Origin of the sequence: Kaistia defluvii (assembly GCF_040548815.1) — a bacterium.
In the GTDB taxonomy this organism is placed as follows: Bacteria; Pseudomonadota; Alphaproteobacteria; order Rhizobiales; family Kaistiaceae; genus Kaistia; species Kaistia defluvii_A.
The window spans coordinates 54,115-73,850 of the sequence record NZ_JBEPSM010000002.1 but is presented as its reverse complement, the minus strand read 5'-3'; the positions used below and the strand labels follow the sequence as shown (position 1 = coordinate 73,850).

Here is a 19,736-nt window from a genome sequence, read left to right as displayed (position 1 = left end):
CGATCAGAATTTGGGGAAGCGGCGCTCGAGCCTTCGCAGCAAGGCGGCGATCGTGAAGCAGGCGGCGATGTAGAGGCCGCTCGCGACGGTCCAGGTCTCGACCACACGGAATGTGTCGACATTGATCTTGCGGGCTTCGAAGGTCAGCTCGGGAATGGCGATCGCCGCGGCGATCGAGCTGTCCTTGAACATGCCGATGAAGGTGTTGCCGAGCGAGGGCAGCGAGTTGCGCAGCATCACCGGCATGACGACCGACAGATTGGTCTGCATCCGCGTCAGGCCGATCGCCCTTCCCGCCTCGACGATGCCCTTCGGCACCGAAAGCAGCCCGGCGCGGAACACCTCGGTCAGATAGGCGCCGGCATAGAGCGCCAGCGAGCCAATGAAGCTTTCATATTTGTCGAGCCGGATCCCGGTTGCCGGCAGGGCGAAATAGACCAGCAGCACCAGAACCAGCAGCGGAATGTTGCGGATCAGCAGGACATAAGTCCCGCTGATCCCGCGCAGCACGCGTGATTTCGACACGCTGGCAAAGGCCGAAAGCAGCCCGAGGACGGTGCCGACCGCCACGGCGGCGACGGCAAGAGCCAGTCCGATGGCGAGCCCGGCCAGAAGATGGTCGAAGCTCGCCCAGACGGCACCGAAGTGCAGCGTGTAGTTCACGGTGGAAGCGGTCCCCGACTAGCGGAATTCAGCCGGGAAGCCGATCGTCGGCTCGGACGGCGACGTGCCGAACCAATGCTCATACGCCTTCTTGTACATCGGGAAGGTCGTGCCGGTCATCGACTCGCGCAGCGCGACATTGACGAAGTTCAGCCAGTCCGGATCGCCCTGCTTGACGATGCAGGCATAGGTCTGCGGGTTCCAGCTGAAGCCGGAGTCGACGTAGCGACCCTCATTCTGCTTCATATAGTAGGCGAGCGACGACGTGTCGGTCGCCGCGGCGTCGGCACGGCCGGAGTTCAACGCCTGGTACATCAGGTCGACGCTCTCGAACTGATCGACCTTGGCGTCGGGCAGCGCGGCCTTGACCATGCCCTCGGCGAAGACGTTCTGCAGCACCGAGACGGTCACGGCATTGCCGGCAGCCTTGAGCGCGGCATAGTCGGGATACTTGCCGCCGGCCACCATCATCAGGCTGACGCCCTCGCGATAATAGGGAACGGTGAAGGCGACCTGCTGGGCGCGGGCGGCCGTCACGGTGATGAACTGGCAGCTGATGTCGACCTTGTCGGTGACGATGTTCGGGATGCGGGCGTCGGACGCCTGGTTCACGAACTCGATCTTGGTGTCGTCGTCGAACAGGCCCTTGGCGATGATCTTGGCGACGTCGATGTCGAAGCCGACCAGTTCGCCCGCTTCATCGCGGAAATGCCAGGGCGGATTGGTGCTGCCGGTGCCGACGACCAGCTTGCCTCGGCTCAGCACGTCCTGGAGCTTGCCGGCGGCGGAAGCCACCTGCGTGAAAGACATCGCCAGCGAAAGGGCACCAAGACCCGCCGCAACCTTCAATGCAGTAGAGCGCATATTATTCCCCTTTGTCAGGCAGCGCGACAAATCCGAAGACTTTCCCTGTCGCGCGGCGATTGGATAAGATTGCGTGGCGAATTAAACTTCACCTACCCAAAATTTCACTCTCGATTTTGCTGGCGCGGGCACGGCTTGGCGCCGTTTCTCTGCGCCGCAGTTTCGAAGCTGCGGCGCACAACGTCCCCTGCGGATGGACGCAAAGCAAGACGGCATCGTTTCACGTGGTGGAATTTTTCCCGACCGCCGCGCTTTACAACCTAAAGGATACCGCGGCCCTTCAGCTCGCCCACAGCGCCGTCGACGGCCGCCAGGGTGGCGTCGATAACGGCCTCGTCATGCGTCACCGAGAGGAACCAGGCGCCGCGTTCGAGCGCGCGAACGCCGCGCTGCAGCAGCGCCGTGGTGAAGGCGACATAGGCCTTCTTGTCGGAGCGGGCGAGATCGCGATAGTCGCGCGCCGGCGCATCGAGGCCGAAGGCGACGTGGAAGATTTGCGGATAGCCGGTGACGACCGCCTTGACGCCGGCCTTGTCGAACACGGCGCGCATGCCTTCCATCAGCCGCGTGCCGTTGCGGCCGATCGTGGCATAGAGCTCCGGCGTCAGCGACTTCAGGGTCGCGACGGTCGCCGCCATCGACAGCGGCTGTGAGTTGTAGGTGCCGCCATGCACGACGCCGCCGGACACGAACATGTCGAGCAGGTCGGCGCGGCCCGCGATGGCCGCGACCGGGAATCCGTTGGCGATCGCCTTGCCGAAGGTGGAGAGGTCGGGCTTGACGCCGAAATGCGCCTGCGCGCCGCCGGCGCCGAGGCGGAAGCCGGTGATCACCTCGTCGAAGATCAGGATCGTGCCGGCCTTGGTGCAGGCCTCGCGCACGCCTTCGAGATAGCCGGGCGCCGGATGAATGGCGCCGGCATTGCACATCGTCGCTTCCATGATCACGCCGGCGACGTCGCCCTTGGCGAGACGCTGCTGCAGCAGCGCGAGATCGTTCCAGGGCAGGACTTCGAGGCCCTCGACCGATTGCGGCAGCTGGCCCTTGCTGCCGGCGAAGGGCACGGGCTTGTCGGCCGGGCCGGCGGCGTCGAGCGGCGGCGCGGTCGACCACAGCACATTGTCGAACCAGCCGTGATAATGGCCTTCGAACTTGATGATGACCTGGCGGCCGGTGGCGGCACGCGCCAGCCGCAGCGCGGCCTGGTCGGCTTCCGAACCGGACGAGGCGAAGCGCATGCGCTCGGCGCTGGGGACCATCTCGCAGACAAGGCGCGCGGCCTCGACTTCGACCTTCGACTGGCCGCCGAACAGGATGCCGTGCTGCATCTGCTCGGTGACGGCGTCGGTGAGCGCCTTCGGATTGTGGCCGAGGATCATCGGCCCCATGCCGAGGTAGTAGTCGATGAGCTTGTTGCCATCGACATCGAACAGATAGGGGCCTTCCGCCTTCTCGAAGACGAGCGGCGTCGGCGAGATGTTCAGGCGGAAGTTGCTGTTGACGCCACCGGCGATCCACTGGGCATTGCGGCGGATTTCCTCCGCGGAACGCTCGAAGGTCAACGGCTTGGACGACTGGGCGGTTTCGGTGGACGTGCTGGCCGCCTGGTTGTGGATGGTCAACGCTAGCTCCTCTGCTTGGTATGCCCAGCACCAAGCCAGAAGGCCCGTTTCATGTAAACGAGCGCTTGTTTCGCGTGACGGAAAAAAGCTAGTTTCCGGGCGGCGGAAGCAGGAATGGAACGACCGGCGATGAGCATGGAAACAGACGACCGCTATATTGTCGGCCCGGTCCTGAAGGCCCTCAAGGTGCTCGATGCGATCGCGCAGAAGGGCCATCCGGCCTCGCTGACGACGATCGCCAGCGAACTGGGCCTGCCAAAGACCAGCGTGTTCCGCTATCTGCGGACGCTGAGCGCCGCCGGCTTCCTCACCTATGACGCCAATCGCGACCGATACAGCGTCGGCATCCGCTTTCGCGCGCTGGCGACCGCCGACAAGAGCATCCAGAGGCTGCGCGAATGCGCCCTGCCGGCGCTGACCGAGATCAACCGCGAATTCAACGAGACCACCAACCTCGCGGTCCTCGCAGACAACCACGTCGTGTATATCGACATCATCGAATCGACCCGCGCGCTGCGCATGCAGGCGCGCATCGGCAGCCGCGATCCCGTGCACTCGACCGCGCTCGGCAAGGCCATCCTGGCCCAACTGCCCCTCGCCGAACGCACGCAACTGCTCTCCGACGCACTGCCGCAACGCACGCTGCGCACCATCACGCAGTTGAAGACGATCGAGAAGCAGCTCGTCGAAGCCGCGGCGACCGGCGTCGCCATCGAGATCGGCGAGAACGAGGAAGGCACGATGTGCATGGGCGTCGCCATCCTCAACGAGACCGGCTATCCCGTCGCCGCGATCAGCATCTCGGCGCCCGAGCGACGTGTCACCGCAGAAATCCGGCCCCGCCTCATCGCCAGGTTGCAGGAAGCGACGGCGCAGATTTCGCAGAAGTTGTCCTCGTCGCAATTGCAGCGCCAGACCGCCGACTGACCCCGTCCGTTGCGACCGCCCCGGCAACGCCGAACGGCGTCGCGCACCTTTGTGGATCGGTCCTGTCGCGGCGCTCGAACGTGCTGCGACGCGCAGAAAACCGCGATTCTTTTTGTGCATCGCAGGCCCGAGTCGGGCGAGAATCGGCGATCTGCCCATTTCCGCCGCCGCTCGTGTCACGCTAGAGTGGCGCGGTAACCGGCCGGTCGGCGACGCCAAGATCTGCTCAAGCGGACGGACGGACAACGGAGGGACTCATGCTGAAATCGATCAACCCGCTTTTGAACGCGGACGTGCTGTACGCCCTCAGGGCGATGGGCCATGGCGACGACCTCGTCATCTGCGACACCAATTTCCCCGCCGACTCCGTCGCCCGCGAAACCGTGCTGGGCGAGCTCCTGCGGATCGACAACGTCTCGGCCGCCGAGGCGGCGCGCGCGATCCTCTCCGTCCTGCCGCTCGACAGCTTCGTCGACCAGCCGGCACTGCGCATGGAAATCGTCGGCAGCCCCGACCAGCTTCCCGACGTGCAGAACGAAGTGCAGGCCGAGATCGACGCCGCCGAAGGCCGCTCCTGGCCGATGGGCTCAGTCGAGCGCTTCGATTTCTACGAGCGCGCCCGCAACGCCTATTGCGTCATCCAGACCGGTGAACGCCGCTTCTATGGCTGCTTCATCCTGAAGAAGGGCGTCATTCCGCCCGACGCGCGCTAGGCGGAGGCGCAACATGACGGATACGAGGCGCGGCGTCGCCATTCTCGGAATCTTCGTGGCGGATCTCGCGTTTCGTGCCGGCCGGATGCCGGGCGTCGGCGAAACCATCGCCGGCTCCGGCTTCAAGATGGGCCCGGGCGGCAAGGGGTCCAACCAGGCCGTCGCGGCGGCCCGCGCGGGCGCCCCGGTCACTTTCCTGTCCAAGATCGGCAAGGACGCCTTTGGCGCCGTGGCGCTCGACACCTGGCGGGCCGAGGGCATCGCCGCCAATGTCACGGAGATGGCGGACCAGCCAACCGGCGCCGCCTTCATCTATGTGAATGATGCGACGGGCGAAAACGCGATCATCGTCGTTCCCGGCGCGGCGGCGACGATCAGCGCCGTCGATGTCGAGGCGGCCGCGGACGTGATCCGCGAGGCGGCGGTGTTCATCACCCAGCTCGAACAGCCGGTCGAGGCAGCAAGGCGGGGGCTGGAGATTGCCCGCGCCGCCGGCGTGGTGACGATCTTCAATCCGGCCCCGGCAGAAGCCTTCGACGACGCGCTCTACGCCCTTTGCGACTATGTCACGCCGAACGAGAGCGAAGCGGCACTGTTGACCGGCATCGCCGTCACCGACCTCGCCAGCGCGCGCCAGGCGGGCGATGCCTTCCTTGCCAAGGGCGTCGGCACGGCGTTGATCACGCTGGGCGAAGCCGGGGTGCTGCTGCATAGCCGCACCGGCTCGATCCATATCCCGGCGATCAGCGCCGGCCCGGTGGTGGAGACGGCCGGCGCCGGCGATGCGTTCAATGGCGGCTTCGCTGCGGCACTGGCGAGTGGGGCCGATCCGGTCGCCGCCGCCCGTTTCGGCTGCGCCGTCGCCGGCATTTCCGTCACGCGCGCGGGCACCGCGCCCTCCATGCCCTATCGGGCCGAGGTCGAGGCGCAGCTTCAGGCGGCTGCCCCATGAGGTGGAGAATGCGGCGCCGGCGATGACCGCACGGGCACCGGGCAAGGGAGGATAGCAACAGTCTTGGAATATCGCAGAGGCAGATAGTATAGCTTCCATACTTTTTTGATTTTTCGCATATGAAAAACAAAAAGCAAGGAAGAAAAACTTACCCGTTGACGCCGAGTGCGATTGCCGCTTTTGTTGCTTCCAAGCCCCGCGGGCGCAGACTTTGCGCCACGCCGGCCGGATAGGGAATTGTGCCGCCGCAAGGCGGCATGGAGGAAGGTGAATGCACGCGCTCGCCAGATGAACCGTCAAACGGTCCGGCATCAGCAGCGGCAATCACCGAAACGTCATCTCAATCGGGAGGATTTCATGAAGACGCAGGACTACGAACAGCATTCGAAGTGGCTGGCCAGCCGCCGCGGCATCCTGAAGGGCGCCGCTGGCCTCGGCGCGCTCGCTGCTACCGGCGCGCTCGGCATGGGCGGCGCCAGCCTGTTCGCCCAGCCCGCCATGGCGCAGGCCGGCGACCTTCGCGCCCAGCTTCTGGCGGTTCCCGGTGTCGGCAAGGGTTCGCCCACCGACGCGGACTGGCAGAAGGTCGGCGAGATGGTGCTCGACGCCACCAAGAAGAACGTCAAGGAAGGCGAGTTCGCCGGCGTTGAGCTGACCTTCATGGGCCTCAACAACCAGAACCTGCACAACATGCTGTTCCGCGGCTTCCTGAAGCCGTGGGAGGCCTATACCGGCGCCAAGATCAACTGGATCGATCTCGCCCAGGCCGATTATAACGCCCGCCTGCAGCAGTCGATCGCCACCGGCACCGTCGATTTCGACGTCATCGAGATGGGCGCTCCCTTCGAGGGCGACGTCTGCGGCAAGGGTCTCGCTTCCGAGATGCCGGACTGGGTCAAGGCCCAGATCGACATGGACGACTATGTCGGCTACCTCAAGGCACCGGTCGGCACCTGGAACGGCAAGACCTATCGCGTCTCGATCGACGGCGACTGCCACACCTTCAACCACCGCACCGACGTGTTCGCCGATGCCGACCTCGCCAAGGCGTGGAAGGACGAAGGCCACGAGGGCGAATGGGGCGTGCCCAAGACCTGGCAGCAGGTTCAGGCCGCGACCAAGTTCCTCAAGGGCAAGAAGCTCGGCGGCCAGGACCTCTACGGCTATCTCGACGCGCCGAAGGCCTGGGGCGGTTTCGGCTTCTACTTCCTCGGCAGCCGTGCGACGGCCTACGCCAAGCATCCCGACGACAAGGCCTGGCTGTTCGACGCCGACACGATGAAGCCGCGCATCAACAATCCGGCCTGGGTGCGCGCCATCCAGGACGTGATCGACGCGCTGCCGTCGGAGCCGGCCGACCAGATCAACGCCGACCCGAACACGACCGCCTTCCAGCAGTTCCTGGGCGGCACCGGCTCGATGGTCTCGTGGTGGGGCGATGTCGGCTCCAACGCCAAGACCAGCGACACCTCGGTCGTCGGCGACGTCACCGGCTTCTCGATCCTGCCGGGTTCGGACGACGTCTACAACGCCAAGACCGGCCAGTGGGACAAGCTCGCCTCCGGCCCGAACTATGCGCCCAACATGGCCTTCCTCGGCTGGGGCGTCTATGTCATGGCGCGCGTCGATGCCGACGAGAAGAAGAAGAAGGCAGCCTGGTCCGCCGCCGCCCATCTCGGCGGCAAGGACATCGCGCTCTGGATGTCGGCCTATCCCTCGGGCTTCCAGCCCTACCGGAACAGCCAGTTCAACATCCCGGAATGGGTCGCTGCCGGCTATGACGAGGCGTTCATCACCGCCTACCTCAATGCCAACAAGGACAGCTACAACCACCCGAACGCGGCGATCGAGCCGCGCATCCCCGGCATCTTCCAGTACTACTCGATCGCCGAGGACGAACTGGCCAAGACCTTCGCCGGTCAGGGTACAGCCCAGGAAGGCGCCGACAAGATCGCTGCTGCCTGGGAGAAGCTGACCGACCAGATCGGCCGCGACAAGCAGATCGAGCTCTACAAGGCCTCGCTCGGCGGCTAAGCCTGGTACACGCCGGTTCCGGCGCCAGCAGGCGGTTCTTCGGGCCCCAGGGCCGGGGAAACGTTCATCGGCCGCAAGCCGGCGGACATGCCAGCGGAACGTAATGGGCTGGCGGCGCGAATGCGTCGCCAGCCGGTTTTTTTCTGGGAGCGTCGTTCGCGACGTTCATTGATGAGCAAACCTCTATGCAGACGTCCCAAGTTGCCGCGCCGCAGGACCTGATCGCCACGCACGACATACCGCCGGCGCGCCGCGCGGCGGGCAAGTGGCTGATCACGCTGGCGACCCTCGCGCTCGCCGCGATCGTGCTTTTCCAGATGCTGTACGCCGCCGGCCAGACGGAAACCGGCTTCGCCAACTGGCGTCCGGTCCTCTACGCCTATCTCGCCTGGGGCGTCGCGCTCGGCGCCGGCCAGGTGATGATCCGCGGCGAGGGCGGCAAACGGGCGCTGTTCGTGCTGCCGGCCATCCTTTTCACCGTCGCCGTGGTGATCTTCCCGACGGTCGCCGGCCTCTATATCGCCTTCACCGACTGGAACCTCGCCTCGTTCGAGGGCCGCTCGTTCAACGGCCTCGCCAATTTCTGGGCGCTGATGCAGGACGGCTACTTCTGGAACGCGCTGCGCAACATGGGCTATTACGTGCTGGCCGTGCTGGTGCAGTACGCCATCGCCTTCGGCCTCGCGCTGCTCCTCAACGCCGAAATCCGCGCGCGAAAATTCTTCCGCGTCGCCTTCCTGATGCCCTTCATGCTGAGCCCGGTCGCCGTCGGCTGGATGGTCGGCAAGTCGCTGATGGAATATCGCTTCGGCCCGGCCGCCACCCTCGCCCGCCATCTCGGCTGGGAGAATCCCGCCTTCTTCGCCTCGCCCTGGATCGCCCGCTTCTCGATCATGGCGATGGACGCCTGGGTCTGGATCCCGTTCGTGATGATCCTGCTGCTTGCTGGCCTGCAGGCGCTGCCCAAGGAAATCATGGAGGCCGCCAAGGTCGACGGCGCCAATGGCTGGCGCTCGTTCTGGCAGATCGTCTTCCCGCTGATGCTGCCGGTTTCCATCACCGCCATCATCATCCGCATCATCTTCCAGCTGAAGCTCGCCGACATCGTCATCACCGTGACCTCGGGCGGCCCGGGCGGCTCGACCGACACGGTGTCGAGCTTCATCTTCCGCGAATATCGCGACCGTTCGAATGTCGGCTACGGCACCATGGTGGCTGAGTTCTACTTCATCCTGATCGCCCTGTTCATCGCCCTGCTGCTCTGGGGTTCCAGCCGCTGGATGAAGCGGGTGACCGGATAATGGCCACGAGCATGAAAGCACAAACCGCCATGGCCACCCGCTATCAAGCCTATCGCGAACCGCCGAGCGAGCTCGTCAGCAATTCGAAGCGCATCGCCGGCAAGGTGGCGATCTACACCCTGCTGATCCTGTGGACCTTCATCGCGCTGTTCCCGATCTACTGGACCATCACGACGTCGTTCAAGGTCGCCGTCGACGTCACCCAGGGCCATATGATCCCCTGGTATGACTACACGCCCGACTGGCGAGGCTGGCGCTCGATCGGCCTGTCGCCGGACACGATCTTCAGCACGTCGACGGTGCGCGAAGAGTTCATGAAGCGCTTCCTGAACTCGGCCATCATGTCGATTGGCGCCTCGCTGCTGGCCGTCATCCTCGGCTCGCTCGCCGCTTACGGCCTGGTCCGCTTCGACTACAAGTTCGCGATATGGCGCAACCGCGACATCTCGTTCTTCTTCCTGTCGCAGCTGATCCTGCCGCCCGTCGTGCTCGCCATGCCTTTCCTCGTTCTCTACAAGGAGCTGGCGCTGCTCGACACCCGCATCGGCCTGATCGTCGTCTACACGCTGATGGTGCTGCCGATCGTGATCTGGATCATGCGCGACCAGTTCCGCGGCATTCCCGTCGAGCTGGAACAGGCAGCCCTCGTCGATGGTTGCTCGACCTGGGGCGCGTTCATGCGCATCGTGCTGCCGATCTCGCTGCCGGGCATGGTCGCCGCCTTCATCCTGTCGGTGGTGCTGTGCTGGAACGAGTATTTCTTCGCGGCCCTGCTGACCTCGACCAACGCCAACACGCTGCCGGTGATGGTAGCGAGCCAGACCGGCTCGCAAGGCATCAACTGGTGGTCGATGGCCGCGCTATCGACGGCCGCGATCGCGCCGCTCGCCATCGTCGGCATCTTCCTGGAGCGCTACATCGTTAAGGGCCTGACGGCCGGCGCGGTGAAGTAGCGGAGCGAGCTTCAAGCAAGCCCCTCACCCCACCCTCTCCCGCTCGCGGGAGAGGGCTTTTCGGTCGGCGGGCTTCACCAACTGCAGTTTATCCAGCGCAGCTCTATCCCCTCTCCCGCACGCGGGAGAGGGCTAGGGTGAGGGTCTTTCTACCCAGCTGCTAGAGCCCAAGAGAGACGCTACTTCTTGGCCGCCCGGGCCTTCTTTTTGCCGGCCGGAGCAATTTCCAGCGGCTTGGCCGCCTTGCGGAAATCGGCCCAGGGAACGGTGCCAAGCGAGGCCAGCCGGGTCGGCATGTTGAGCACCGTGAAATAGGCCGGGCCGATCGCCGGGCTCAATTCTTCCCAGGCGAGCGGCGCCGAAACCGGCGCGCCAGGGCGCGCGCGGGTCGAATAGGGCGCCACCGCCGTCTGGCCGCGCTGGTTGCGCAGATAGTCGATCAGGATCTTGCCGGGGCGCTTGGCCTTGCTGATGGTCGAGACGTAGAGGTCCGGGCTGTCGGACGCCATCGCGTCGGCGAGCCCCTTGGTGAAGGCCTTGATATCGGGCCATTCGGCCTTCGGCGCCAGCGGCGCCACGACATGCAGCCCCTTGCCGCCGGATGTCTTGACGAAGGCGGCGAGCCCCGCATCGGCCAGCCTCTGCCGGACCTCCTGGGCCGCGTCGATCACCGCCTGCCAGTCGGTACCCTCGCCGGGATCGAGATCCAGGATGATCATGTCCGGCTTCTCCCAGGCGTCGAGCGTCGAGCCCCAGGGATGGATTTCGAGCACCGCCGATTGCACCAGCGCCGTCAGCCCGTCGAGATCCTCGATGCTGATCAGCTGCTCGACTTCCTGTGTCGACGGGTCGTCGACCAGGACGATTGCCTCGTTCAGCCCCTTCCAGGCGTTCTTCTGGAAGAACTGCTCGCCCGTGATGCCGCTCGGACAGCGCAGCAATGACAGGGGGCGATGAGTGATATAGGGCGCGATCGAGGGCCATATCTCGGCATAGTAGTCGGCCAGGCCCTGCTTGGTGACGCCCGCATCCGGCCAGTAGACGCGGTCGGGATGGGTCAGCTTGACGGTGGAGCGCGCAGGTCCTCCCCGCGCAGGCTTCTTCTTGCTCGCCGGCTTCTCATCCATGGCAGCGGTCTCCCGGGTAATCTCGACGGCCGGCTTGTCCTCCCGCAGTCCGCGAAAGGACGCATGCCGGAGATGGCCATCCGCAGTCCAGGCGCGGAACTCGACTTCGGCGACCAGATCCGGCCGGACGAACCGCACCTGACGCCCCTCCTCCGCCGTCAGCGGCGAGCCGAACGGACTTTCGCTGGTCCGCATCCTTTCGAGCGTCTTGAACAGATCCTCCGCCACGCTCACGGAAAAGCCGGTGCCGACGCGGCCGACATGCTGAAGCGCCCCGCCGTCCTGAACGCCCAGCACCAGCGAGCCAATGGCGCGACGCGAGGTCGTCGACGGTACATAGCCGCCGATGACGAATTCCTGCCGCTTCGAACTCTTCGTCTTCAGCCAATTCTTGTTGCGGCCGGAACGATAGGGCGAATCCGCCACCTTGGAGACGATGCCTTCGAGGCCCAGCCGGCTCGCATGACGGAACACGACCGCGCCATCATCCTCGAAATGCTGGCTGAGCCGCAGGCATGGCGCGCTCTGGGCCACGACTTGGGCCAGCAGTTGCTGGCGTTGGGTAAGCGGCAAATCGCGAAGATCGTATCCGTCGAGATAGAGCAGGTCGAAGACATAAAACACGAAGCGATCCGAGCGCCCCTCGCTCAGATCGGCCTGCAGCGCCGAAAAATCCGACGCGCCGCCATCCGTCTCGACCACCAGTTCGCCATCGATCCAGGCCGTGCCGATCGGCAACGCCTGCAGCGCGCCGGCGACCTCCTTGCCAAACTTCTTGGTCCAGTCGAGGCCCGTGCGGGTGAGCAGCTTGACCCGCCCGGCCGCGACATGCGCGAGCAGCCGGTAGCCGTCGAACTTGATCTCGTGGATCCAGCGCTCGCCGGCGGGCGGCGTATCGGTAAGCGTCGCCAATTCCGGCTCGATGGAGGCCGGCATGGCCATCTTCTTGGCGCCCTCGAACTGGGCCGGGTCCGGCAGTGGCGGCGGAGGCTCGGCTTCGTCCTCCGACGCCGCTTCGGCCTTTGCGGAAGAATCTTTTCCAGCCGCCTTGGCCCTGGCCGGCGCTTTGGCTTTGGTCGGAGGCTTGGCCTTTACCGCCGGCTTTGCCGCGGCCTCGGGCTTTGCCTTCGCCCCCGCCTTGCGGGCAGGCTTGGCCTTTTCCGCTTCGTCCTCGCCGTGCTCGATCTTGCCGGTCTTGGACGACCAGCCGGGCTCTTCGCCCGCGACATCTTCCAGCGCACGGCCGGTCTTCACCGAATCCGGCATTTCCTCGAGGATATCCGGCGCACCGGGCGGACGGGCGGCCTCGTCCTCGGCCTTGATCAGCAGCCAGTTCTCGCGCTTCTCACCCGGCCGGCCATGCATCTTCACGAGGTGCCAGCGGCCATGCAGCTTCTCGCCTTTCAACTCGAATTCCAGATGCCCCTTGGCGTAGCCCTTGTGCGGGTCACCAACCGGCTCCCAGTTGCCGCGATCCCAGACGAGCACGGTGCCACCGCCATACTCGCCCTTCGGAATAGTCCCTTCGAAACCGCCATATTCCAGCGGGTGGTCCTCGACGTGCACAGCGAGGCGCTTTTCGGAAGGGTCGAGGCTTGGGCCGCGGGTCACAGCCCAGCTTTTCAGGACGCCGTCCATCTCCAGGCGAAAATCGTAGTGCAGCCGCGTGGCGTCGTGCTTCTGGATGACGAAGCTGTGGCCCGCCTCTTCGACCTTGGCCGCTTTGCGATTCCTGGGGGCCTTGCCGCCTGCCGGCTCCGAGGTGACCTTGAAATCGCGCTTGCTGCGATAGACTTCGAGCGGCGCGGCCATATCAGCTGGCCTTGCGGCGCGGCGCGGCCGCGGGCTTCGCCGTCTTGCTCTTGCTCGCGGTCTTGGCCTTGCCCTTGGCCGGGGCGCTCTCCTTGGCCTTCACGCCCGCGCTTTCGCGCAGCGCCGCCATCAGGTCCACTACCTTGGCAGTCTTGCGCGGCGGCGGCGCCTTGAAGGTCTTGCCTTCGAGCTTCGCCTTGACCAGATCAGCAAGGGCCGCCTCGTACCGATCGTCAAAGGCGGCTGGGTCGAAGGTGCCGCGCTTGGTTTCGATGATGTGCTTGGCGAGTTCGAGCATCTCGCCTTCGATCTTCAGCTTCGGGATCGGATCGAACGCCTCCCGCGCCGGGCGAACGGCATAGTCAAAACTCAGCGTCGTTGCGACCAGGCCCTCCTCATCGGGCCGGATCAGGACGCTGCGCATGCGGCGGAACAGGACGGCCCGGGCGATCGCGACGGCCCCGCTCTTGCGCATGCCGTCGCGGATCAGCACGAAGGCCTCCATCGCCGCCTTGTCGGCGGGGGTCAGGTAATAGGGGCGATCGAAATAGACGTCATCGACCTGGTCGAGTTTAAGGAAGGTCTCGACGGCCAGCGTCTTGTCGCTCTCGGGCGTCGCCGCGGCGATCTCCTCCGGGTCGATTTCCACATATTCGCCGGCGGCGATCTCATAGCCCTTGATCTGCTCGTCGGTCTCGACAGGCTTGCCGGTATCCTGATCGACGAATTGCCGGCGGATTCGGTTGCCGGTGGCGCGATTGAGGGTGTGGAAGGCGATGCGTTCGGAGGTCGAGGCGGCGGTATGCAGCGCCACCGGACAGATGATCTCGGCCACCTTGAGGTAGCCCTTCCATACAGCCCTTGGAGCCATCTGCCGTACTCCCACGCCACCACCACACGATCCGCCAACCCTAGCAAGGGGTGCGAACGGAGAGTCCAATGACCATTGCGTGATTCAGTTCCGGTTCAGCGAAGCCCTCCGGGTAGAGGGCGGCACCGGGCACCGCCCCCGATGGATGACGGCGGAGCCAAGACTCCGCCGCCCTGTCCCGTCAGACGAAAGGCGTCTCGTCCAGGAAGCGCTCGAGCACGTTCCAAGTGATGCGCGAGACGTTGTTGTCATAGTCGTTGTGCGAGAGCGAACCGCACCAGGCGATCGACGAAGTGGCGAACAGCGCGCCGCCCGATGGCGTCTCGCCGAAAGCGAGATCGGCGTGGACGCGCTCGTTCTGGTCGCCGCCGAGATTGGGCGGCACCACGCCGAATTCCTCGTTGACCAGCATCATCATGGCGCTGTGCCCGTCCGACGAGGCGAGCCGCAGCATGTTGGGCGGGCCGCCAAGATTGGCCGAGATGCAATCGAGCTCGATGCCGGCCGCGCCGCCGCCAACCAGGCCGAAATCGCCGATGATCTCGTCCGGCACATCCTTGAAGATGAAGGCCGCGCGCGGATTGTCCGCGTCGGGTGCGCGCCGGTAGAAGGTCGAGATGTCGAAGCCTTGGGCGATGAAGCCGACGCCGGCCATGACGTTCGGCGCCCGACCGATGCGCCGCCACAGGCCGCCGAACTCGCCGTTGAACGACTGGTAATATTCGCCAGGCTCGGCCGCCCAGGTGCGGATACCGTCCTCGGCGCGCCGCACCTCGATGACGCCCGGCTCCGTCTTGTGGAAGCCGATGCGCCAATACCAGCCATTGCCGCCCATATACATGAGCCGGCCGCCGCGATCGATCCACGCCTTCATGCCGTCCCACATCGCCGTGGAATGGTATTCGGGATGGGTGCCGGTGATGACGATGCGATAATCGGCGAGAAGGTCGTAGCCCTCCTCGTGCAGATCCTCGTCGGTGATCAGGTCGTAGTCGACCCCCTTGTGGTCGAGCCAGTCGAACAGATGCGTGTCGGCATTGTACTGGTAGAGCGCCGAACCGGGACCACCGAGCCAGGAATGATAGCGCGGCGAGAAGTTGAGGTTGGGCCGCAGACGGCTGGAATAGCAGACGCCCGATCCGTCGGCATGGGTGTCGTAGTGGGAACCGCCCAGTTCGGGGTGGTCGTACATGTAGAGATCGGTGTGGCCGAAGGTCAGTAGCCGGCCCATCTGCCGCTCCGCGCCACGCGCCGTGATGTGCTCGGCGTGGTTGCAATAGGAAAGATAGGACATGGTCGGCGCCAGAACCAGGACGGGCGGGCGCTTGCCGCGCTTGGCCTTGTCGCGCGGCGGGCGGACGAAGAAGGGAATGTAGGTCTCGCGCGTCGCGGTCTCGTCGCTGTCGCCCGACCAGGCATGCAGCGCATAGGCGCCGCTCTTCAGATCGTCCGGGATGCTCAGCGAGACCGAGGTCTCCCACTGGGCATCATAGATGTCGTCATGGTGGAAATGCACCGCGCCGTAATGCTCGGGCTTGTTCGGCCAGGCCTGTTCCTCGCCGGTCCAGTTATGGCCCTTCATGGCGCGGGCCGGCATCTGCATCAGTCGGCCATGCCGGCCGGACGGGCCGACATCGATCGCGTTGACGCTCTCGATCTCGCGGGAAAAATCCCAATGGGCGATCCGCGCCGTCACCACGTCCTGCGGCGCGCTGCCGGCCAGCAGGCCATCATGATCGGCATGGGTGCGAACGCCCGAAAGCAGGATCGGGCCGTCGATCTTGCCATCGAAATGATGGCCGACCGTGCCGTCGGTGTTGGGCCGGCCGGCGAGATAGAAGGCGACCGGCGGCGCCTGCACTTCCAGGCGGATGCGGCCGCGATACTGGCCATGGTCGCGGACCACCGCATAGGGGATGAGCGGACGCTGGTCGAGCGTGACCTCGCCGCTGGCCGGATCGAAGGTGACGGCGATCTGGTACCACTGGCGCTCCAGCATCGGATGGTCGACGCGCACCGTCTCGGTGCCGCCGCTGCCGTCGCCGACCGTCAGCGAAAGCCGGCCCTCGTCGCCGATGCCGATCTGGAAACCGGCCTGGGTCGCGGGATCCCATTGCGCCGCGATCACCTGTTCGTCGCGCCTGGGCATTGTCGGCCAGACGAAGCCGAGGAAGGAGAAGGTCTGCGCGGCCACCGCCGGCAGGTCCGTCGCGACCATGTAGGAGCCGGCATCGATGCGCTGCGGCTTGCCGGCATGGATGCCGTCGATCTCGGTCGGGATGTGGGGGAACTTCAGGCCGGGGCCGGCGGGATTGCAGTCGCCATTGACGACGCGGACCAGCCGAGCCTCGAAGGTCTCGCCTTCCTCCAGAGAAATCTTGAAGGCGATCTCTTCGCCCGGGGCGACGCTGTAGCGGTCGGGATAGCCGACGATCTTGAGCATGGAATGAAATCCGGATTGGCGCATGAAACGGGACCGCCGTGGCGGCGATCTGCTTTTCGAACGGGAAGGATCAGTCGCGCAGCGGCCGATTGATGCTTTCGCCTGTCAGCAGGCGCCAGCGGCGACGGAAGACTTCCCATTCCGCCTCTTCGATGTCGGTGAAGACGGGACCGTCCTCGATCGCGATCGGTTCGCGACGATCGGCCGGCATCAAACCCAGCACCCATTCCTCGAACGGACGCTTGCAGACCAGCACCACCTGCTTGCCGGAAGGGTCGTGGCGCATGGTGTTGAGAAGCCGCTGCAGGCCGGGGCTGTGCGCGCCGATCGGCTTCTGCCGGAACTCCTCGATGTAGTGTCGATCTATCTCCGGATCGATCTTGTAGACCATGAGCACTCCCCCTGCGTCGAACCTACAATGGAAACTGAAGCAACTCCGACAAGACAAGACCGGCCGCGCCCAGCAGGGCTGCGCGGTCTTCCGTCTCGCCGATCGCGAAGCTGATTTCTCCCCCGCTGCGCGATGGTACGAGGGCGCGGACATGTCCCGCAATCGCCTCGGCCATGATTTCCCCGCCACCCACGACATCGCCGTGCAAAACGTAGAAATTCGGCGCCACGGTCTGCTGCAGATTGGCGATGCCGACGGCGACGTTGCGGGCGTAGAGATCGAGCAGGTCGCGCGCGCCCGGCACGCCCGCGCCGGCCAGGGCGACCAGGCGGCGCGAATTGATCTCGTCGGGCGTGTCGAGGCCGATGGCGCGCGCCTGGCGGCGCAGCCAGCCCACCGTCGCGATCGTCTCCCAGCAGCCGCGCCGGCCGCAGGAGCAGACCTCACCGTCGACCTGCACGAAGGTATGGCCGAGTTCGCCGCCGGCGCCGCTGCGGCCGCGATAGAGATGACCGCCGAGATAGAGCGCGCCGCCCAGCACCTCGCCGGTGTAGACGGCGGCGAAATTCTGCATGCCGCGTCCCTTGCCGAACCAGCGATCGCCGACCAGCAGAGCGCGCGGATGATGATCAAGCAGGGCCGGCAGGCCGTAGCGCCGGGTCAGCATGTCGCCGAGTTCGAAGCCGTTCAGCACCGGCGCCAGATTGACGGCGATGATGGCCCGCCGATCGGTGTCGACCATGCCGCCGACCGCGACCCCGATGCCGAGCGGCTCACGGCGGGCGGAAGCGAGGGTGCGCGAGGTGCACGTTTCGATGGCACTCTCTATGTCGGCGATCCTGGGGTTCTCGACCGGAAACCGCACGCTGTGCTCGGCCGAGATGGTGCCGGCCAGGGTGACGAGGCAGGTATGGACGGCGTCCGGCATCAGCATCATGCCGCAGATCGGCCGGGCATCGGGCGAGAACCAGAGCGGTCGCGCCGGCTTGCCGCCCGCCTCGCTCGGACGGATCGGATTGCCCTCGACCAGCACCTGCTGGTCGAGCAAAGGCTGGACGATGCCGGATATCGTGGTGCGGTTGACGCCGGCCAGCCGCGCCAGCTCCGCCCGGCTTGTCGGGCCGAGGTCGAACAATGTCTGCAGGACCCGGCCGCGATTGGCGGACCCGACCATGGAGGACGACAGCAGCGACCGACCGTGCGGCACCGTCCGCACGTCGCCGGAGACATCCTCCTCGTCCATGGACCAACGCTGGGTGGAAGGTTCGCGCTCCAAGCTGCCCTCGTTGTGCTCGCGGCGGGGTATGTCCGCCCTCCGCTTCCTATACGGAAACTCGGCTGGGTGCGCGCGCTGCCAGTCCGACCTCCGAATTAATTCTTAGCCGATCATCGGGTCGTTGACGAGTTAAAATGTTTGTGCGAGCCTCATACTAACAAGACGATCCGGACGCCGCCACAGCCTTCGATGGGAACCGAGGCTGCATCGGCCAGTAAGAACCCGTGCTCGTCGTGATCAACGAGCGCCAGGCATGGATCTGGCGCCGGACAATGCTTCCAAGAGGAGAGTGGGGACATGAAGTCTGGATTCGATTTCAATCTTTCGCGTCGAAGCCTACTGAAAAGTGGTGCGGCGCTTGCTGGCACCGCGGCCGTTGGCGGCGGGCTGATGCCGCGCCGTGCCATGGCTGCCGACAAGACCTTGCGCGTTCTGCTTGCCGGCGACCCGTTCTACTATGCGATCGAGGGCCTGAAGGACCAATTCGAGCAGGAGACCGGCATCAAGCTGCAGATCGAAGCGATCTCGCTCGAAGCGCTGCAGGCGCGCCTGACCTCGTCCTTCATCAGCAACGAGCCGGACGCCGACGTCATCTCGGTCGACCAGATGTGGCTCGGCCAGTATCTCGAGAGCAAGTGGATCACCCCGCTCAACGAGTTCATCAAGGCGGATAGCGACACCCATATCGAGGATTACATCCCCGAGGTGCTCTATTCGCTGAATACCTGGCGCGGCCAGATCGGCACGCTGCCGGTCGCGGCCTATGGCCAGATGGTGCTCTACCGCAAGGATTTCGCCGACAAGGCCGGCATCACGGTGCCGGAGGATGGCAGCTGGTCGTGGAACGACTATCTCGCAGCCGTGCAGAAGATGAACGGCCAGGATTTCGACGGCCACAAGATGAGCGGCACCGTGCTGGCCGGCCAGCAGCCCGCCCCTGTCGTGCACATGTATTCGCAGCTCGCCGCCAGCATGGGCACCCGCTGGTTCAAGGATTTCCCGGCCGCGACGGCCTGGGACTTCCAGCCCACCATCAACAGCCCGGAAAACCTCGCCGCGCTGAAGATCTTCGCCGAGCTCTACAAGAACGCGCCGGCTGAATCGGTCGGCTACAACTGGTTCGACGCCGGCATGCGCTTCGCCAAGGGCGATGTCGGGATGTTCTACTGGTGGACGCCCTATGCCTACCTTTGCAAGAAGGACGGCTATATGAGCGGCAAGGACTCGGTCGTCGCCGATAAGCTCGGCATCGCCCGCCTGCCCAAGGGTCCGGGCGAACAGGTCGTCTCGCTCGGTGGCCACAGCCTCGGCATCACCGCGAACACCGCCAATCGCGACGCTTCCTGGCAGTTCGTCAAATGGGCGACCTCGGCCAAGACGCAGAAGGCCATGGGCCTCTACAACAAGTATGGCTACCAGTTCTCCGACTTCGCCCGGCCGTCGCTCTACAAGGACGCCGAGCTGCTGAAGATCTACCCGCATCTGACCGCCCAGCTCGGCGATCTGGAGCGCGGCAACGGCAAGATCGTCCGTCCGCCGGTGCCGGTCTATACGACGCTCGAAGGCATTTACGGCCTCAACCTCAACAAGGTCCTGACCGGCCAGCTGACGCCCGAGGCCTGCCTCTCGGATACCTCGACCTTCTTCGAGACCATCCTCAAGGGCAACTTCCTGATCCCGTACCAGCAGGCATCGTTCAACGATACGCTGGATGCGACCAAGAGCCTGCTCAAGTCGCTCGCCTGAGTCTGGCGGCCGGCCGGAACCTCCCTGCCAGGCGGTTCCGG

The 19,736-nt window shown here is 65.2% G+C and carries 15 protein-coding genes; 7 read left to right on the top strand and 8 right to left on the bottom strand.

The annotated features are described in order from the left end of the window. Positions 1-3: 3 nt before the first annotated feature. The 3 genes from ABIE08_RS13375 to ABIE08_RS13365 form a co-directional block, all read right to left on the bottom strand. Positions 4-663, bottom strand: a complete 660-nt coding sequence (locus ABIE08_RS13375) for an amino acid ABC transporter permease (protein ID WP_354551774.1) — start codon at positions 661-663, stop codon at positions 4-6. 18 nt (positions 664-681) lie between these two features. Continuing rightward, the gene (locus ABIE08_RS13370; protein WP_436409566.1) at positions 682-1,512 is read right to left on the bottom strand and encodes a transporter substrate-binding domain-containing protein; all 831 of its coding nucleotides are present in this window, start codon (positions 1,510-1,512) and stop codon (positions 682-684) included. Between the two features lie 275 nt (positions 1,513-1,787). Then, complete coding sequence (locus ABIE08_RS13365) at positions 1,788-3,149, bottom strand: aspartate aminotransferase family protein (protein WP_354551773.1); 1,362 nt, start codon at positions 3,147-3,149, stop codon at positions 1,788-1,790. Between the two features lie 129 nt (positions 3,150-3,278). Here ABIE08_RS13365 and ABIE08_RS13360 point away from each other — a divergent pair, with 129 nt between their 5' ends. From ABIE08_RS13360 to ABIE08_RS13335, 6 genes are all read left to right on the top strand, one after another. Beyond that, positions 3,279-4,076: an IclR family transcriptional regulator gene (locus ABIE08_RS13360; RefSeq protein ID WP_354551772.1), complete on the top strand. Its 798-nt coding sequence runs from the start codon at positions 3,279-3,281 to the stop codon at positions 4,074-4,076. 257 nt (positions 4,077-4,333) lie between these two features. After that, entirely contained in the window at positions 4,334-4,789 is a 456-nt protein-coding gene (locus tag ABIE08_RS13355) for an RbsD/FucU family protein (RefSeq protein WP_354551770.1), read from the top strand. Between the two features lie 13 nt (positions 4,790-4,802). Then, entirely contained in the window at positions 4,803-5,741 is a 939-nt protein-coding gene (gene rbsK, locus ABIE08_RS13350) for a ribokinase (RefSeq protein ID WP_354551769.1), read from the top strand. A gap of 357 nt (positions 5,742-6,098) precedes the next feature. Next, the gene (locus ABIE08_RS13345) at positions 6,099-7,775 is read left to right on the top strand and encodes a sugar ABC transporter substrate-binding protein (protein ID WP_354551768.1); all 1,677 of its coding nucleotides are present in this window, start codon (positions 6,099-6,101) and stop codon (positions 7,773-7,775) included. 185 nt (positions 7,776-7,960) lie between these two features. Continuing rightward, a complete protein-coding gene (locus tag ABIE08_RS13340; protein ID WP_354551767.1) occupies positions 7,961-9,076 on the top strand; it encodes a carbohydrate ABC transporter permease in 1,116 nt (371 codons plus the stop codon). An 11-nt stretch (positions 9,077-9,087) separates the two neighbouring features. Beyond that, positions 9,088-10,029 carry a carbohydrate ABC transporter permease gene (locus ABIE08_RS13335; protein WP_396306833.1) on the top strand — a complete coding sequence of 314 codons (942 nt, stop codon included), beginning with the start codon at positions 9,088-9,090 and terminating at the stop codon, positions 10,027-10,029. Positions 10,030-10,208: 179 nt separating this feature from the next. Here the strand turns inward: ABIE08_RS13335 and ligD are convergent, their stop codons facing one another. From ligD to ABIE08_RS13310, 5 genes are all read right to left on the bottom strand, one after another. Continuing rightward, positions 10,209-12,968, bottom strand: coding sequence for a DNA ligase D (gene ligD, locus ABIE08_RS13330; protein WP_354551765.1), 2,760 nt, complete (start codon positions 12,966-12,968; stop codon positions 10,209-10,211). Between the two features lies 1 nt (position 12,969). Further along, positions 12,970-13,839, bottom strand: a complete 870-nt coding sequence (locus ABIE08_RS13325; protein ID WP_354551764.1) for a Ku protein — start codon at positions 13,837-13,839, stop codon at positions 12,970-12,972. A 181-nt stretch (positions 13,840-14,020) separates the two neighbouring features. After that, a complete protein-coding gene (locus ABIE08_RS13320) occupies positions 14,021-16,282 on the bottom strand; it encodes a N,N-dimethylformamidase beta subunit family domain-containing protein (RefSeq protein WP_354551763.1) in 2,262 nt (753 codons plus the stop codon). Positions 16,283-16,352: 70 nt separating this feature from the next. Further along, complete coding sequence (locus tag ABIE08_RS13315; RefSeq protein ID WP_266330652.1) at positions 16,353-16,673, bottom strand: hypothetical protein; 321 nt, start codon at positions 16,671-16,673, stop codon at positions 16,353-16,355. A 22-nt stretch (positions 16,674-16,695) separates the two neighbouring features. After that, complete coding sequence (locus ABIE08_RS13310; RefSeq protein WP_354551761.1) at positions 16,696-17,916, bottom strand: ROK family protein; 1,221 nt, start codon at positions 17,914-17,916, stop codon at positions 16,696-16,698. A 330-nt stretch (positions 17,917-18,246) separates the two neighbouring features. On the opposite strand from ABIE08_RS13310, the gene ABIE08_RS13305 reads away from it, so the two are divergent. Then, a complete protein-coding gene (locus tag ABIE08_RS13305; protein WP_354551760.1) occupies positions 18,247-19,695 on the top strand; it encodes a substrate-binding domain-containing protein in 1,449 nt (482 codons plus the stop codon). The last annotated feature ends 41 nt before the right edge of the window (positions 19,696-19,736 follow it).

Excerpts from the sequence above, each read along its gene's own strand:
- ABIE08_RS13360 (WP_354551772.1), top strand. The coding sequence starts at position 3,279 with ATGAGCATGGAAACAGACGACCGCTATATTGTCGGCCCGGTCCTGAAG.
- ABIE08_RS13305 (WP_354551760.1), top strand. The coding sequence starts at position 18,247 with ATGAAGTCTGGATTCGATTTCAATCTTTCGCGTCGAAGCCTACTGAAA.
- ABIE08_RS13355 (WP_354551770.1), top strand. The coding sequence starts at position 4,334 with ATGCTGAAATCGATCAACCCGCTTTTGAACGCGGACGTGCTGTACGCC.
- ABIE08_RS13325 (WP_354551764.1), bottom strand. The coding sequence starts at position 13,839 with ATGGCTCCAAGGGCTGTATGGAAGGGCTACCTCAAGGTGGCCGAGATC.
- rbsK (WP_354551769.1), top strand. The coding sequence starts at position 4,803 with ATGACGGATACGAGGCGCGGCGTCGCCATTCTCGGAATCTTCGTGGCG.
- ABIE08_RS13315 (WP_266330652.1), bottom strand. The coding sequence starts at position 16,673 with ATGGTCTACAAGATCGATCCGGAGATAGATCGACACTACATCGAGGAG.
- ABIE08_RS13335 (WP_396306833.1), top strand. The coding sequence starts at position 9,088 with ATGAAAGCACAAACCGCCATGGCCACCCGCTATCAAGCCTATCGCGAA.
- ligD (WP_354551765.1), bottom strand. The coding sequence starts at position 12,968 with ATGGCCGCGCCGCTCGAAGTCTATCGCAGCAAGCGCGATTTCAAGGTC.
- ABIE08_RS13340 (WP_354551767.1), top strand. The coding sequence starts at position 7,961 with ATGCAGACGTCCCAAGTTGCCGCGCCGCAGGACCTGATCGCCACGCAC.
- ABIE08_RS13320 (WP_354551763.1), bottom strand. The coding sequence starts at position 16,282 with ATGCTCAAGATCGTCGGCTATCCCGACCGCTACAGCGTCGCCCCGGGC.
- ABIE08_RS13310 (WP_354551761.1), bottom strand. The coding sequence starts at position 17,916 with ATGGACGAGGAGGATGTCTCCGGCGACGTGCGGACGGTGCCGCACGGT.
- ABIE08_RS13345 (WP_354551768.1), top strand. The coding sequence starts at position 6,099 with ATGAAGACGCAGGACTACGAACAGCATTCGAAGTGGCTGGCCAGCCGC.